12 protein-coding genes are annotated in these 13,849 nt (G+C 53.5%); 5 read left to right on the forward strand and 7 right to left on the reverse strand.

Annotated elements, in window-relative coordinates; genetic code table 11:
* The 5 genes from U868_RS0120320 to U868_RS0120340 form a co-directional block, all read right to left on the reverse strand.
* Positions 1 to 280, reverse strand: a 280-nt coding sequence (locus U868_RS0120320) for a shikimate kinase (protein WP_025154880.1), incomplete at its 3' end; no start/stop codon positions are given.
* 515 nt (positions 281 to 795) lie between these two features.
* Positions 796 to 1,854 carry a secretin N-terminal domain-containing protein gene (locus U868_RS0120325; RefSeq protein WP_080694400.1) on the reverse strand — a complete coding sequence of 353 codons (1,059 nt, stop codon included), beginning with the start codon at positions 1,852 to 1,854 and terminating at the stop codon, positions 796 to 798.
* On the reverse strand, positions 1,844 to 2,359 hold the full coding sequence (locus U868_RS0120330; protein WP_025154882.1) for a hypothetical protein: 516 nt from the start codon (positions 2,357 to 2,359) through the stop codon (positions 1,844 to 1,846). Before U868_RS0120330 ends, U868_RS0120325 begins: the two co-directional genes overlap by 11 nt.
* Entirely contained in the window at positions 2,356 to 2,916 is a 561-nt protein-coding gene (locus U868_RS0120335) for a hypothetical protein (RefSeq protein WP_025154883.1), read from the reverse strand. The genes U868_RS0120330 and U868_RS0120335 overlap by 4 nt, the downstream gene beginning before the upstream one ends.
* The gene (locus U868_RS0120340) at positions 2,913 to 3,722 is read right to left on the reverse strand and encodes a hypothetical protein (RefSeq protein WP_025154884.1); all 810 of its coding nucleotides are present in this window, start codon (positions 3,720 to 3,722) and stop codon (positions 2,913 to 2,915) included. Before U868_RS0120340 ends, U868_RS0120335 begins: the two co-directional genes overlap by 4 nt.
* 151 nt (positions 3,723 to 3,873) lie before the next feature.
* Between U868_RS0120340 and mrcA the strand changes: the two genes are divergently transcribed.
* Positions 3,874 to 6,399, forward strand: a complete 2,526-nt coding sequence (mrcA, locus tag U868_RS0120345) for a peptidoglycan glycosyltransferase/peptidoglycan DD-transpeptidase MrcA (RefSeq protein WP_036412223.1) — start codon at positions 3,874 to 3,876, stop codon at positions 6,397 to 6,399.
* Between the two features lie 121 nt (positions 6,400 to 6,520).
* On the opposite strand, the gene nudE is transcribed toward mrcA, so the two are convergent.
* The gene (gene nudE, locus U868_RS0120350) at positions 6,521 to 7,075 is read right to left on the reverse strand and encodes an ADP compounds hydrolase NudE (RefSeq protein ID WP_025154886.1); all 555 of its coding nucleotides are present in this window, start codon (positions 7,073 to 7,075) and stop codon (positions 6,521 to 6,523) included.
* A 342-nt stretch (positions 7,076 to 7,417) separates the two neighbouring features.
* On the opposite strand from nudE, the gene U868_RS0120355 reads away from it, so the two are divergent.
* The 4 genes from U868_RS0120355 to pckA all read left to right on the forward strand — a co-directional run bounded on the left by U868_RS0120355 (position 7,418) and on the right by pckA (position 12,724).
* Complete coding sequence (locus tag U868_RS0120355) at positions 7,418 to 9,541, forward strand: IgaA/UmoB family intracellular growth attenuator (protein ID WP_025154887.1); 2,124 nt, start codon at positions 7,418 to 7,420, stop codon at positions 9,539 to 9,541.
* A 28-nt stretch (positions 9,542 to 9,569) separates the two neighbouring features.
* The gene (hslR, locus tag U868_RS0120360; protein ID WP_004238575.1) at positions 9,570 to 9,986 is read left to right on the forward strand and encodes a ribosome-associated heat shock protein Hsp15; all 417 of its coding nucleotides are present in this window, start codon (positions 9,570 to 9,572) and stop codon (positions 9,984 to 9,986) included.
* Positions 9,987 to 10,011: 25 nt separating this feature from the next.
* Positions 10,012 to 10,902 carry an Hsp33 family molecular chaperone HslO gene (gene hslO, locus U868_RS0120365; protein WP_025154888.1) on the forward strand — a complete coding sequence of 297 codons (891 nt, stop codon included), beginning with the start codon at positions 10,012 to 10,014 and terminating at the stop codon, positions 10,900 to 10,902.
* 202 nt (positions 10,903 to 11,104) lie between these two features.
* Positions 11,105 to 12,724, forward strand: a complete 1,620-nt coding sequence (gene pckA / locus U868_RS0120370; RefSeq protein ID WP_025154889.1) for a phosphoenolpyruvate carboxykinase (ATP) — start codon at positions 11,105 to 11,107, stop codon at positions 12,722 to 12,724.
* Positions 12,725 to 12,792: 68 nt separating this feature from the next.
* Here pckA and U868_RS0120375 read toward each other — a convergent pair whose 3' ends face one another.
* Positions 12,793 to 13,491: a pirin family protein gene (locus U868_RS0120375; RefSeq protein WP_025154890.1), complete on the reverse strand. Its 699-nt coding sequence runs from the start codon at positions 13,489 to 13,491 to the stop codon at positions 12,793 to 12,795.
* Positions 13,492 to 13,849: the final 358 nt, after the last annotated feature.

The following is a 13,849-nucleotide window of genomic DNA, read 5'->3' on the forward strand; positions in this document are numbered from 1 at the left end:
GGCGGTTGCGGGTCTCCCGTGACTTGACGGAACCCCCGCCGGTAGCCAGGACGATACCCTGCTTTTCAGTCAGTTCATTGATGATTTTTTCTTCACGCAGGCGAAAACCTTCTTCACCTTCGACATCAAACACCCAGCCCACATCGGCTCCGGTGCGGCGTTCAATTTCCTGGTCGGAATCAAAGAATTCCATATTTAATTGCTGAGCCAGCTGACGACCAATAGTACTTTTGCCGGCACCCATCGGGCCGACAAGAAAGATATTGCGTTTCTCTGCCATGTTTTTGGTATAACTAAGAATATTCGTTAATGATAACCCGCCCCGCTCACCCGATCAGCGGCGGGACCTCAAATGAAACCTCATGAGTGAATCTGCGTGAGTAACCTGAAATTATCTCAGCACATTCTGCCCGATTGCAACCATACCGGCACGAAACCGGAAAGATACCTCAGGTGCTGCTGTGTGACGCCTGTCGCAATCCGGCCTCTGAACATCCGCACATACTATCATAACGCCTGCGAAAAACCGCGCCTTATATTTCCGTGAATCCTCCTGAAAACAGGAGCTGTACAGAAACATAAGGCGCGATCTGAGAATCAGGACGTTGTCCGTCAACGGATTAACGGCACATTTTACGGCGGCAGTGATTTCATACCTGCTAAATTTGCTAACTCTTGTATGCTAAATCGTTGCAATCGTCAAATGTATAACACCGCAGAGCCGGTAAAAAAATCCGTTATTCTGCGCATATTTTCCGTGAAAAATGATACAACTCACTGATACTTATACTGTTACTAAATATCGATCAACTGCGGTGTAATGAATATCACTAATTCACGGCGGCTGAGTTTATCGTATTGATGGGTAAAAAGCTTTCCCATCAATGGGATCGACGATAAATACGGCACTCCGGTCACCTGTCTGCCTTTATCCTGCTGAAAAATTCCGCCGAGGATCAGCGTTTCCCCGCTGCGGACAATCACCTGTGTGCTGATTTCCTGCTTATCAATGGAATACTGCTCACTGCCGTTCTGCATCAGCGCCACCCCGGGGGCATTGCGGCTGATATGCAGTGTCAGACGCACTTTATTATCCCGCAGAATCTGCGGTGTCACCTCCATACCCAGCACTGCCTCACGGAACTGCACCTGTGAACCGGACTCATGGTTTTGTGTGGTGTACGGAATTTCCGCCCCCTGTTTGATGCTGGCGGGATGCTCATGAGCGGTGGTCAGGCGCGGACTGGCGACAATATCCAGCTGCTGTTCCTGCTCCAGTGCGCTCAGTTCCATCTCCAGCAGATGACCGCCGAGACGGGCGATATTGAAGGTGAACGTGTTGTTTCCCCGCGCCTGATGCAGCTGCAGGCGGTTGCCGGACTCCGGTGACGGCAGTACCGTTCCCCATTGCAGCCCCAGCTCATGCAGCCCCTCCCGGGAGCCGGACACAATATGTGCCGTAATCTGTACCTGCTGCTGCGGCTGATCCATCTGTGCCAGCCAGGCTTCCGCCCGTGACAGCACATCCGCCTGTGCTTCTATAAAGAGGGAATTTGTCAGCGCATCAGCCTCCGGCATTTTGTTATCCGCAAACCATTCCCCGTGATGCTGTTTCAGCAGAGCCAGCATGTCCGCCGCATCCGCATATTGCAGGGGAAACGTGCGGCTCTGACTGCTTTCCGGTATCAGCGGCGGATCGTACATTACGGGGAATTCTGTCAGCGCAGCCGGTTCCTCATTAATAATGACAGGCTGAAAAAGATCCCGCGGATGCTGCCCGCCAAAAGCGGCCGCTGCCAGCAACAGGCCGCAGACGGTGATCAGCCGGGCCGCTGATGTTGCATTATTCATCATCATGCCATTCCTTTTCCGGATCCGGTGAATCCGCACCCGGTAATGCCAGATGCAGTGTCATCTGCAATAACGGCGGGGATGAGGAGGTTCCGGGTGTCAGCGGGTGCAGCGAGAGCCGGGTGATCGGCAACGGAGTCAGCGCTCCGCTGAGAGTATCAAGCAGCGCCGCCAGCTCCGGGTAATGCGCCTCAAAGGTCAGCACCCAGCGTTCCGGCTGTTCCGGCGGCTCCTGCTGCCAGCCGGTCAGCAGCGGCAGCGCATTTTCGGGCAGCAGGGTAAACAGCGGCGGGATATCCGGGGGCGGCAGAATCACCGTTTCCGGCACCGCCTGTTCTGACAATGCTGCCAGCCTCTGCAACTGCCGGCGCTGTATTTCCGTTTCTCCGGCTGCCGGCTGCAGATAAAAACACCAGAACACCATACCGGCCGATAACCAGATCCCGGTCATCACCCCCCACTGCACGCGCCGGTACTGCGCACAGCGCCATACTGTGTTCAGATTCATGACCGGCTCCTCCCGGTCACCAATATAAACTGCCGGATACCGGCTGTTTTGTGATGTTGCAGATTGATCAGCCTGAGCGGCATCAGCCCCGGTGCAACCTGGTGTAATAAAGGATGCGAAGGCGCGATCACCTGATGGCGGTTCACCGACAGGACATGGCGCACACTGTTTTCTGTATCATACTTTTGCCGCTCTGCCTGATAACGCGCCAGCCAGGCATCTTCCGGCAATTGCGCCTGCAAAAAAACCAGCAAATCCCGGAAACGGCGGTTTTCCTGTGCGGTTTGCTGCTGCCGCAGATTTTCCGCTTCCGCCTGCCGCTGTACCGCGCGCTGACGGGCAAATTCAGCCCGCTGCGGCTCAAGGCGGATTTCCCGCTCATCAAATGTGTCCTGTAACACCGCCAGATGCTGCACATTCAGTGAATGAAGCAGATAAACCGGCAGCAGTGCGGATAATAGCATACTTCCTGCCAGCAGAAACCGGACAGCCATCCGGCGGCAGATTTGCCGTTTCAGCCGGGAGCGCCAGGCGGTCAGGTTTACCCGGTGTGTCATAGTCTGTCCTCCCCGCAGAGCACCATCCCTGCCGCCGCTGCATAACCCGGCGGGACACCATCCGTGTCTGCATTGTCATATCCCCGGCATTCCGGCTGCCATGCCTGCGGCAGCAGCGCGGTATCGTGCAGGCAGCGCAGTGCCGCCTGTGCATCATCAAAACCCTGTGTTTTCAGCTCCGTCAGCAATGACGGCAACGTCAGATCAGCCCGTCCGCTCAGTACCGGCTGCGTTTCACCGGCTGTCCAGCAAATACTGCTCCCCTGGCGGAAGACCAGCCAGTCCTGTGCAGCCACACCCCGGGTGCAGGCAAAACAGCGCAGCGCACAGGGAATAATGCCGAGCACCGTCAGATCCGCACGGAGTTCCGCCGCCAGCGACAGCCACTGCTCACGGACAGTGCGGTGCAGCGCCGTCAGAATAATATCGCCGGAAAACCGCCGGTAATCATAGATAAGATCCTGATGACGTCCCGGAAATGTGCGCGCCAGCCAGGCATCAATCAGCGGCACCACGGCAGACTGCGCCACACGGCTCTCCGGCAGGCGGATCTGCTGCTGAAGACAGAGTGACACCGGCAGTGCCGCCCGGCAAACCGGCCGCCCGCAGATACGCCGCCGCCATTGCGCCAGTGCAGCCGCAACCGCAGACAGGCCGGGGACACCGTTTTCGGCTGATTCCGTTTCCGGCAGTATCAGCGTGATAAAATCCTCAAAACACCACCTCCGGCGTGCGCGCCGCGCCAGTGCTATCCTGATTTCCCCGTCCTGAAGCGAAATTCCCGCCATCCGTGAAATAATCCGCATAAATCATCCCTGTATTATTGATATAAGAAATACCTTTTTTCTCTTAATTTTCTGCTGGTTATAAAATACGTATTCAAGAAACGCATGAACCTTTATACTACAGGGTCGCTGTTTATAAACTGTCCACCACACGGCTAACGGAAATTTTCAGGTGAAGTTCTTAAAGTATTTATTGATCTTTGTTGTCTGTTGCATTTTTCTTGGAGCAGCATCGATATATGGCATGTACAAATATGTCGAGGCAGATCTGCCCGATGTGGCTACGCTGAAAGATGTCAAATTACAGACACCAATGCAGATCTACAGTGCGGACGGCGAACTGATTGCCCAGTTCGGTGAAAAACGCCGGATTCCGCTGACACTCAGCCAGATCCCGCCGATGGTAAGGAATGCCTTTATCGCGACGGAGGACAGCCGTTTCTATGACCACCACGGAATCGACCCGATCGGGATTTTCCGTGCCGCCTCTGTTGCCATGACCTCCGGACGGGCATCACAGGGCGCGAGTACTATCACACAGCAGCTTGCCCGTAACTTCTTCCTGAGCCCGGAAAAAACCGTTATCCGTAAAGTAAAGGAAGCGTTCCTGGCCATCCGTATCGAACAGATGCTGACCAAAGATGAAATTCTCGAACTGTATCTGAACAAAATTTACCTCGGTCAGCGCGCTTACGGCGTGGGGGCTGCGGCCTATGTCTATTTTGGTAAAAGCCTTGATCAGCTGACACTCAGTGAAATTGCAGTGATCGCCGGGCTGCCGAAGGCACCGTCCACCTTTAACCCGCTTTACTCCAAATCCCGTGCTCTGGCCCGCCGTAATGTGGTGCTGACACGGATGCTGGAAGAGAATTACATTACCCGCGCACAGTATGATGAAGCGCGCAATGAGCCGATCGACGCCCGTTATCACGCCCCGGAAATTGATTTTTCCGCGCCGTATCTGGCGGAAATGGTTCGGATGGCAATGATTGAAAAGTACGGTGAAAATGCCTATACCGATGGCTATAAGGTCTACACCACCGTTAAACGCAAAGATCAGCTCAGTGCTGAAGATGCGGTTCATACCGGTATCATCGACTACGACATGCGCCACGGTTACCGGGGCGCTCAGCAGGTATTGTGGCCGCAGAACAGTACAGCATGGGATACAGAGCAGATCCTGAGCAAACTGAAAACGTTACAGGTCTACGGCCCGCTCAGTCCGGGTGTTGTGCTGAATGCGGATGCTAACCGCGCACAGGTGATGCTCAAAGACGGCTCCACCATCGATCTGACCATGGACAGCATGCGCTGGGCGCGTAAGTTTATCTCTGATCGTGCTATGGGTCCGGCACCGCGTGCGGTAAACGGTGTGGTGCATGCCGGTGAGCAGATCTGGGTGCGTCAGAATAAAGACCGCTGGATGCTGGCACAGATACCGGATGTCAACTCTGCCCTGGTGGCACTCAATCCGGCGGATGGTGCGGTGATCGCACTGGTCGGCGGCTTTGATTTCGAACTGAGCAAATTCAACCGTGTCACCCAGTCTCTGCGCCAGGTGGGCTCCAGTATCAAACCGTTGCTGTACACCGCCGCGCTGGATAAAGGTCTGACACTCGCTTCGCTGCTCAATGACCTGCCGATTGTCCGTGCCGACGGCGCAGGCCCAGACTGGCGGCCGAAAAACTCACCACCGCGTTATGACGGCCCGATCCGTCTGCGTCAGGGACTGGGGCAATCGAAAAACGTGGTGATGGTGCGGGCCATGCGGGCAATGGGCGTGAATTATGCCGCCGATTACCTGCTGCGCTTCGGCTTCCCGGACAGCAACATTGTCCGGACAGAATCCATGGCGCTCGGCTCATCCTCTTTCACCCCGATGCAGATGGTGCGCGGCTACGCCGTGATGACCAACGGCGGCTATCTGATCGACCCGTATTTCATCAGCCGGATCGATAACACAGACGGTAAAGCCCTGTTTACCGCAGAGCCGAAAATTGCCTGTCCGCAGTGTACCAACATCCCGGTCATTTACGGCGAAGGCTCACATGACCTGGAAAGCAGTCTGAATAAAGACGCGCTGGAAAACGATGTAGCAAAATCAGACAGCCTGCCGCAGGAAAATGATCAGCCTGCCGCTCCGGAAGCCGATCTGGAAAAAGCACCGCTGGCAGGGAGTGATTCCCCGTATGCACCGCATGTGGTCAGCACTCAGGTGGCCTTTCTGATCAAAGACGCCATGAACTCCAATATCTACGGCGAACCGGGCTGGAGCGGAACCGGCTGGCGGGCAATGCGGGATATCAAACGCCGCGACCTCGGCGGCAAAACCGGAACCACCAACAGCTCAAAAGATGCCTGGTTTGTCGGCTACGGCCCGGACATTGTGGCGGCGGTCTGGATTGGTTTTGATGAAAACGCCCGTGACCTTGGTCGTGGTGAGGCCGGTGCGAAAAGCGCCCAGCCAATCTGGAACGACTTTATGAAAGTCGCGCTGGAAGGTGTGCCGGAGCGTAAAGATCCGCCGCCGCCGGGAATTATCTCCGTTCAGATCAACCGCAGCACCGGTAAACTGGGCTCCGGCGCCAACTCCCGTTCCGAATACTTTATCAAAGGCACTGAACCGACAGATTACGGCGTGTCGGAAGTGGGAACGACCATTATTCAGCAGGACGGCGGTTCGGAAGAACTGTTCTGATTAAGCGGATAAAAACAGAAGGGCTGCCTGCGGGCAGCCCTTTTTTTCAATCGCTGTTACTTAAGACAAATGCATGTCTTTTTTCGATGATTAACACTGACCGATTTGTGTTAAAAATAGCTTAGTGACCGGTACGCTGTAAAAATTGCTGCGCCAGGAACAGCGCGGTAATATTACGCGCTTCATTAAAATCCGGATGCGCCAGAAGATCCATCATCTTACTGACCGGCCAGCGCTCCTGAACCAGCGGTTCCGGCTCATCGCCCTCCAGCTTTTCAGGATACAGCCCTTCCGCCAGCAGGATATTCATCTGCCCGGAAAAATAGGACGGGGACATGGTGACGCGGCGCAGCGGTGTCAGTGTACGGGCACCAAACCCGATTTCTTCTTTCAGCTCACGGTTAGCGGCAGTCAGCATATCCTCACCGGGATCGATCGCGCCTTTCGGGAATCCCAGCTCATAGCTGTCCACACCCGCCGCGTATTCCCGGATCAGGATAAGTTCGTTATTTACCACAGGGACAATCAGGACAGATTCACGGGTTGCAGGGCGCATACGCTCATAAATCCGTTCCGCACCATTACTGAATTTCAGTGCAACAGACTGGACAGTAAACAAACGGGATTGGGCAACAGTCTCGATGCGGATAATTTTCGGTTTTTGTAATTCTGCCATGTATGCCTCTGTACGTAATATAAAAACGCAGTACTACCATACAGCGTAAAACTGTACAGGGTGAAACAGTACCGCTTTGCGAATAAGTAAAAACCGGGGTAAATTCCCCGGCTCACTCACTTATTGCTCTGCTTCATATTACCCGTTCCTGAGACAAAGAAAAGCACCGGACGGGATAACTAAATGACGGTGACACACAGCATAATCAGCAGGTAAAAGTGAAAATAATCAGTTATAACAGACTGTTATTTAAAATAATTCTTTTTGCATAATCAGAAAAGGCCGATTTTTTAACGGCTTCCTTCACTGTTATGCTGCACAGGCAATTACAACGGGGAAAAAATGACTATCACCCTCATTATAACAACCGCTCTGGTGATCGGTTGTCTTATAATGGTTCCGGTTATCAGCCGCCGGCGGAAACAGCGCCGGGCGGGTTATGTGTTACCTTCACTGGCCAGTCTGACACACCACCGCCCGGGTACCTGTGAAATTCAGGCCATTGAGCACCATCTGACCCGTGCTGCCCGGCAGGCGGTCAGTAATGACCTGCATTTTACATTACCGGCTTTCCCCAAAAAAAGTGATCACGTCTATCGTCTGTGCAACCGCATCACCCGGTATGCCATCCCGGAGAAAAACGGACAGCAGTGGCATTACTACATTGAGGGTAATGAAGTTTATCTGCCTGCGGTTCTGGATGAATTTATTCAGACCACAAATGTCATTGATGTGATGTTTACTGCCGGAATACCGATGATTGTCGGGCTGAACGGCCATGACTTACGTGAGTTTACTGACGACTATGTGCTGGCAAAGCCAATGACAAAAAATAATGACGTACCGGTACAGGCCGCGATACTGACTAACAGCAATGCTGATATTCAGTTTCTCGGCACACGCAGAGAGAGCCGGCAGGAATATAACCTGCAGCACAGTCACGGGTTTATCAGCGGTACGCTGATTGTCTGCGGCGTGCTGACGGCACTCACTGCGGTCTTTATGCCGCCGTTTTTATTTTACTGGATGATAGCCGCCGGTGCCGGACTGTTGTTGCCGGGTATCATATTATCCCTGACCCCGATCAGTAACCGCCGCCGTCTGCGGGATATTCAGTGCTACCGGGGGATCCCGAAACGCTGGGGTCTGTTCGGTGATTTTGACCACAGCCAGAAGCACAGCATTTCACTCGGCGGTATCGACCTGATTTACCCGCGCCACTGGGAACCCTGGCTGCATCAGGATCTGGGCACGGTCACACAGATTGAAATGTATGAAGACCAGCAGGTTGTCCGCCAGGGGAAATATCTCTCCCTGCGCGAGGAAGCCACCCGCTTCCCGTATCGCCGTTACGGAAAAAATCTGCTGATCGCCCTGACCAGTGCCGTAGCCCTGCTGGTTCTGGCCTGTAATCAGCCGGTCAATCTGCCGGTTAAACTGGCACTGAACTGGCTGACCGGCACAGAAACCAAAGTTTCCACGAATTTCAGCGAACTCCAGAATATGCCGCTTTATGTGGGGGATTTTCTGGAAGCCAAAGGCGTGGGGATGTGTTACATGCCACCGAACCTCTCCGCGCAGGACAAACCCAATTTCCGCGCGTTTGACTGCTCCGGTATCTACTGGAACAACACCTCTCCGCTCCCGGTTCCTGAGTCCGAACAGGTTGATCGCGCTGCCGCACTGCTTGCCGAACTGAATAACCAGCTGCACCCCGATGCCGGGGCCCGTAAGGTGAACGACAGTCTGCGCAATGTTATCACCCGCTCCGGAATGAGCCTGCTGGACGACTTTTCCTCACTGGTACTGAAAACCCAGGCGTTATGTGAATTTGAAAACAGTGACTGTGTACGGCTGAAAAACGCCCTCGTCAATCTGGGAAATTCCCCGAACTGGGAAAATTTATTAGCCCGCGCCAAAGCCGGTAAACTGGAGCAATCGAATGTTTTATTGCGTCCGGCAAGTGCCGAGGCCTTGGAAAAGCTGGTTATCGCCACCACATCTACAGCTATAAACAAAGAAGTGGAAAATGCGGCAATGCGGCTGAACAGTCCGCCGCCGGGTGGTGTGCTGCTGATCAGTGATGAAGGCAAATCCCTGGTGGAGAACGCCCCGGTCAATGAACAGACGGAGGAAATGGCACCGCTGGCGCACTGGCAATCCCTGCAGAAGCTCTCCAATATGCTGCTGCACACCCCGTTTGAGGTTCAGGGCATTGTCACGGATGTGTCTGTGGATGCCAACGGCACCCGTCATATCCTGCTGCACTTTCAGCCGGATAGTCTCATGCTGGCGCGGTTTATCGGCAGCTGTATTTTACTGGCCGTCTTTTCCCTTCTTGCCATTATCAACGGCATCTATACGTTTATCCGCTGGCGTCAGCGCCGCCGCCGGATGACGGATATCCGCCGTTATTACGACAACTGCTTCCGGCACGACTACCCTTCTTCTGAGGTGCAGCCGTAACGGCTGCACTGTCTGTCACGGAGTAACCATGCAACAGGCTTCACAGGTCACAGAGCCTGTCCGCCTTGATAAATGGCTCTGGGCGGCACGGTTTTATAAAACCCGCTCTATCGCCAGAACCATGATTGACGGCGGCAAGGTTCATTATAACGGGCAGCGAACCAAGCCCGGAAAACTGGTCGAAAACGGCGCGGTTATCGTTCTGCGTCAGGGAAATGATGAACGGACAATCCGCGTGCTGGGGATCACGGACAAGCGCCTGAGCGCGCCGCTGGCACAGACACTCTGGGAAGAAACCCCGGAGAGCATTGAAAAACGTGAAAAAACCGCACTTGCACGTAAAATGAATGCCCTGACGATGCCGCACCCGGAACGACGTCCTGATAAAAAGGAACGACGGACATTGTTGAAATTTAAACACAGTAATTCAGATACCGCTGAATAACCGGCGGTTAAGACGAGAGAAAATTATGTCTGCACGACAAGATACATTACACCGGTTCCTGTTTAACAAAAGTGATGTCCGGGGAGAACTGGTCAATGCTTCCGGCACATTACAGCAGATTCTGGATAATCATCATTATCCGGAGCCTGTCCGCCGCCTGCTCGGTGAACTGCTGGTCTGCACCAGCCTGCTGACCGCGACCCTGAAATTTGAAGGGGATATCACCGTTCAGATCCAGGGGGACGGGCCGGTCCGTCTGGCCGTCATCAACGGTAACGACCGCCAGCAGATGCGCGGCATCGCCCGTATGAACGGCGATGTGCCTGCCGGTGCCGGTTTCCACGACATGATCGGTAAAGGCTTTATGGTCATCACCATTACACCGCGTCAGGGCGAGCGTTATCAGGGTATTGTGGCGCTGGAAGGGGAAACCCTCGAAGCATGCCTGGATGCTTATTTCCGTCAGTCTGAACAGCTGCCGACCAGCCTGTTTGTCCGCGTTGCGGAACACGACGGTAAAATGCAGGCTGCCGGGATGCTGTTACAGGCCCTGCCGGCATCGGCAGAAGCCCGTACTCAGGAAGAAACACAGAACATGTTCAGCCACCTGATGCAGCTGACCGCCACCATTTCGTCTGATGAACTCTTCACCCTGGATGCCGAAACCATCCTGTACCGTCTCTATCACGAAGAAGACGTTGTGCTGTATGAACCGGCGCCGGTAGCGTTTCATTGCGGTTGTTCCCGCGAACGCTGCGCAGATACGCTGGTTACCCTGCCGGAAGACGATGTTAATCATATTTTGCAGGAAGATGGCAAAATTGATATGGAGTGTGAATATTGCGGTGCTCATCATATCTTTGATGAACAGGATATTCATGAAATCCGTACTCAGAAAAACGCTTCGCTGCACTGATTCGTTTTAGCTGACGCAACACCAGGCCGCACCGGGCTCCCCGGATGCGGCCTTTTTGTTTATTTTTTCTTATGGTATCGAGCCAGCTCACAAAATAAAGCCAAATAAACTCCGGATTTTCATTTATTTGATAGCAATCGCTGTTAATCAGTCGTGAACAATTATGATATGCGGAGATATCCTGACAACCCGGAGGCTTTGGATGAGCGTAAAAACAATGGCTGTTAATGAACTGGAGCAGTATGGTATCCGTGATGCCGCAGAAATAATTTATAACCCGAGTTATGACTTACTTTTCGATGAAGAAACCCGCCCCGGCCTGACCGGTTATGAACACGGCGTTGTCACCACCAGCGGTGCGGTCGCGGTGGACACCGGTATTTTCACCGGACGCTCTCCGAAAGACAAATATCTGGTCAGAGATGATCTCACCCGCGACACCGTCTGGTGGGCGGATCAGGGAAAAGGCAAAAATGACAACAAACCGCTGTCACAGGATACCTGGAATTCCCTGAAACACCTGATCACCAATCAGTTATCCGGCAAACGCCTGTTTGTGGTGGACGCCTTCTGCGGTGCCAATGCTGATACCCGCCTGAAAGTCCGCTTTATTACCGAGGTTGCCTGGCAGGCACACTTCGTCAAAAACATGTTTATCCGCCCGGATGAAAATGAACTGCATGATTTTGAACCGGACTTCATTGTGATGAACGGTGCGAAATGCGTAAATCCGGACTGGCAGGCACAGGGACTGAACTCTGAAAACTTTGTGGCGTTCAATCTGAGTGAGCGCATCCAGCTTATCGGCGGCACCTGGTACGGCGGTGAGATGAAGAAAGGTATGTTCTCCATTATGAACTATCTGCTGCCGTTACAGGGCATTGCCTCCATGCACTGCTCGGCAAACGTGGGTGAAAAAGGGGATGTGGCGATTTTCTTCGGCCTGTCCGGCACCGGTAAAACCACCCTCTCCACCGACCCGAAACGCAAACTGATCGGTGATGATGAGCACGGCTGGGATGATGACGGTGTCTTTAACTTTGAGGGCGGCTGCTACGCCAAAACCATCAATTTATCTGCGGAAGCGGAGCCGGATATCTATCACGCCATCAGCCGTGATGCGCTGCTGGAAAACGTGGTTGTCCGTCCGGACGGCAGTGTGGATTTTAATGACGGCAGCAAAACCGAAAACACCCGGGTTTCTTACCCTATCTATCATATTGAAAATATTGTTAAACCGGTCTCCAAAGCGGGTCACGCCAGCAATGTGATTTTCCTGACCGCCGATGCCTTCGGCGTATTACCGCCGGTGGCGGAACTGACACCGGAACAGATGCAGTATCATTTCTTATCCGGTTTCACGGCTAAGCTGGCAGGTACGGAACGCGGCGTCACAGAGCCGACACCGACGTTCTCAGCCTGCTTCGGTGCGGCATTCCTGACACTGCACCCGACACAGTACGCCGATGTGCTGGTCAAACGGATGAAAGCCGCCGGGGCAAAAGCGTATTTAGTGAACACCGGGTGGAACGGAACCGGAAAACGTATTTCAATTAAGAATACTCGTGCTATCATAGACGCCATTCTTAGTGGGGATATTGATAAAGCGGCGAAACATACGCTGCCGGTCTTTAATCTGGCCATACCTCACGAACTGCCGGGTGTTGACAGTCATATACTCGACCCGCGCAACACGTATGATAATGTGGCGCAGTGGCAGGAAAAAGCGGAAGACCTTGCAGGGCGGTTTATAAATAACTTTGATAAATATACCGACACGCCGGCAGGTCAGGCTCTGATCAGTGCAGGGCCTTCGCTGTAACCGGATAACAAGAAAAGTAGTGTGAGCAACACAGTAGCCCCGGGTCAGATGATCCGGGGCTTTCTGTTTTATTGTGCAGGCGGCAGGTCAAACAGCAGGATTTCACTGTCTTGCGCGGCGTTCAGGCTGATTAACGATTCATCCCATACAGCCACACCATCACTGGCTTTCACTGTCTGGTCATTAACAGTCAGTTCACCTTTTACCACCTGGATCCAGATCATCCGTCCGCTCTGAGGCTGATATTCCCCCTCTTCACCGGCGGCCAGTGTCCAGCGCCACAGTGTCATGTCCTGAAAAACTTTCAGTGAACCATCGCGGGCATCCGGGGAAAGTACCAGTTGGCGACCGTTCGCCGCATCAAACCGGCGCTGCTCATAGCGCGGGGTCAGACCGGTTTTTTCAGGGATAATCCAGATCTGATACAGATGCAGCGGATTGTCATTGCTCGGGTTATATTCCGAATGGCGGATCCCGGTTCCGGCGCTCATGATCTGGAACTCACCGGCAGGCACCTGTTCTTTATTCCCCATGCTGTCCTGATGCTCCACCGCACCACCCAGCACATAGGTCAGAATTTCCATGTCTTTATGCGGATGGGTGCCGAACCCCTGGCCTTCCGCGATAAAGTCTTCGTTAATGACCCGCAGGGCGGAAAAACCCATAAAGTTACGGTCATAATAATCGGCAAACGAAAAGGTGTGCCAACTGTCGAGCCAGCCGTGGTTGGCATGGCCGCGTTCATTTGCAGGGCGTACATAGATCATAATTTTTCTCCTCAATCTGATGAGGGTAAGTTTACGTCCTGCCGCTAATTTCACCAGTAGCCGGGTTTAACGCAAGGATTCAAAAAATTTGAATAAGTGTAATATCAAACCATCTTCTTTCAGACCCGGACGGCGGGATAACCCCTCATGTACTTCAATTATGTTAAAAGCAGAAAAACAGAAAATGAATCTGCTAAATCATCCGGTTTGTGGCAAGGCGGCGAAGTGAGGATATCCCCGGGAGCATACATCAGTATGTGACCGGGGTAGCCGAACAAAGCCAACACCGCCACAGACCGGAGGATGACGCAGAAAAGCCAACGCACCTGCGGCGCGAATGGATAAGGGAAAAAAGGAA

The organism is Morganella morganii H1r (assembly GCF_000633515.1).
Lineage (GTDB): Bacteria > Pseudomonadota > Gammaproteobacteria > Enterobacterales > Enterobacteriaceae > Morganella > Morganella morganii_B.

Bases quoted from the DNA above. Each gene is read 5' to 3' on its own strand.
- hslR (WP_004238575.1), top strand. From the start codon at position 9,570: ATGCAACAGGCTTCACAGGTCACAGAGCCTGTCCGCCTTGATAAATGG.
- U868_RS0120340 (WP_025154884.1), bottom strand. From the start codon at position 3,722: ATGCGGATTATTTCACGGATGGCGGGAATTTCGCTTCAGGACGGGGAA.
- pckA (WP_025154889.1), top strand. From the start codon at position 11,105: ATGAGCGTAAAAACAATGGCTGTTAATGAACTGGAGCAGTATGGTATC.
- U868_RS0120375 (WP_025154890.1), bottom strand. From the start codon at position 13,491: ATGATCTATGTACGCCCTGCAAATGAACGCGGCCATGCCAACCACGGC.
- U868_RS0120355 (WP_025154887.1), top strand. From the start codon at position 7,418: ATGACTATCACCCTCATTATAACAACCGCTCTGGTGATCGGTTGTCTT.
- U868_RS0120325 (WP_080694400.1), bottom strand. From the start codon at position 1,854: ATGATGAATAATGCAACATCAGCGGCCCGGCTGATCACCGTCTGCGGC.
- nudE (WP_025154886.1), bottom strand. From the start codon at position 7,075: ATGGCAGAATTACAAAAACCGAAAATTATCCGCATCGAGACTGTTGCC.
- U868_RS0120335 (WP_025154883.1), bottom strand. From the start codon at position 2,916: ATGACACACCGGGTAAACCTGACCGCCTGGCGCTCCCGGCTGAAACGG.
- hslO (WP_025154888.1), top strand. From the start codon at position 10,012: ATGTCTGCACGACAAGATACATTACACCGGTTCCTGTTTAACAAAAGT.
- U868_RS0120330 (WP_025154882.1), bottom strand. From the start codon at position 2,359: ATGAATCTGAACACAGTATGGCGCTGTGCGCAGTACCGGCGCGTGCAG.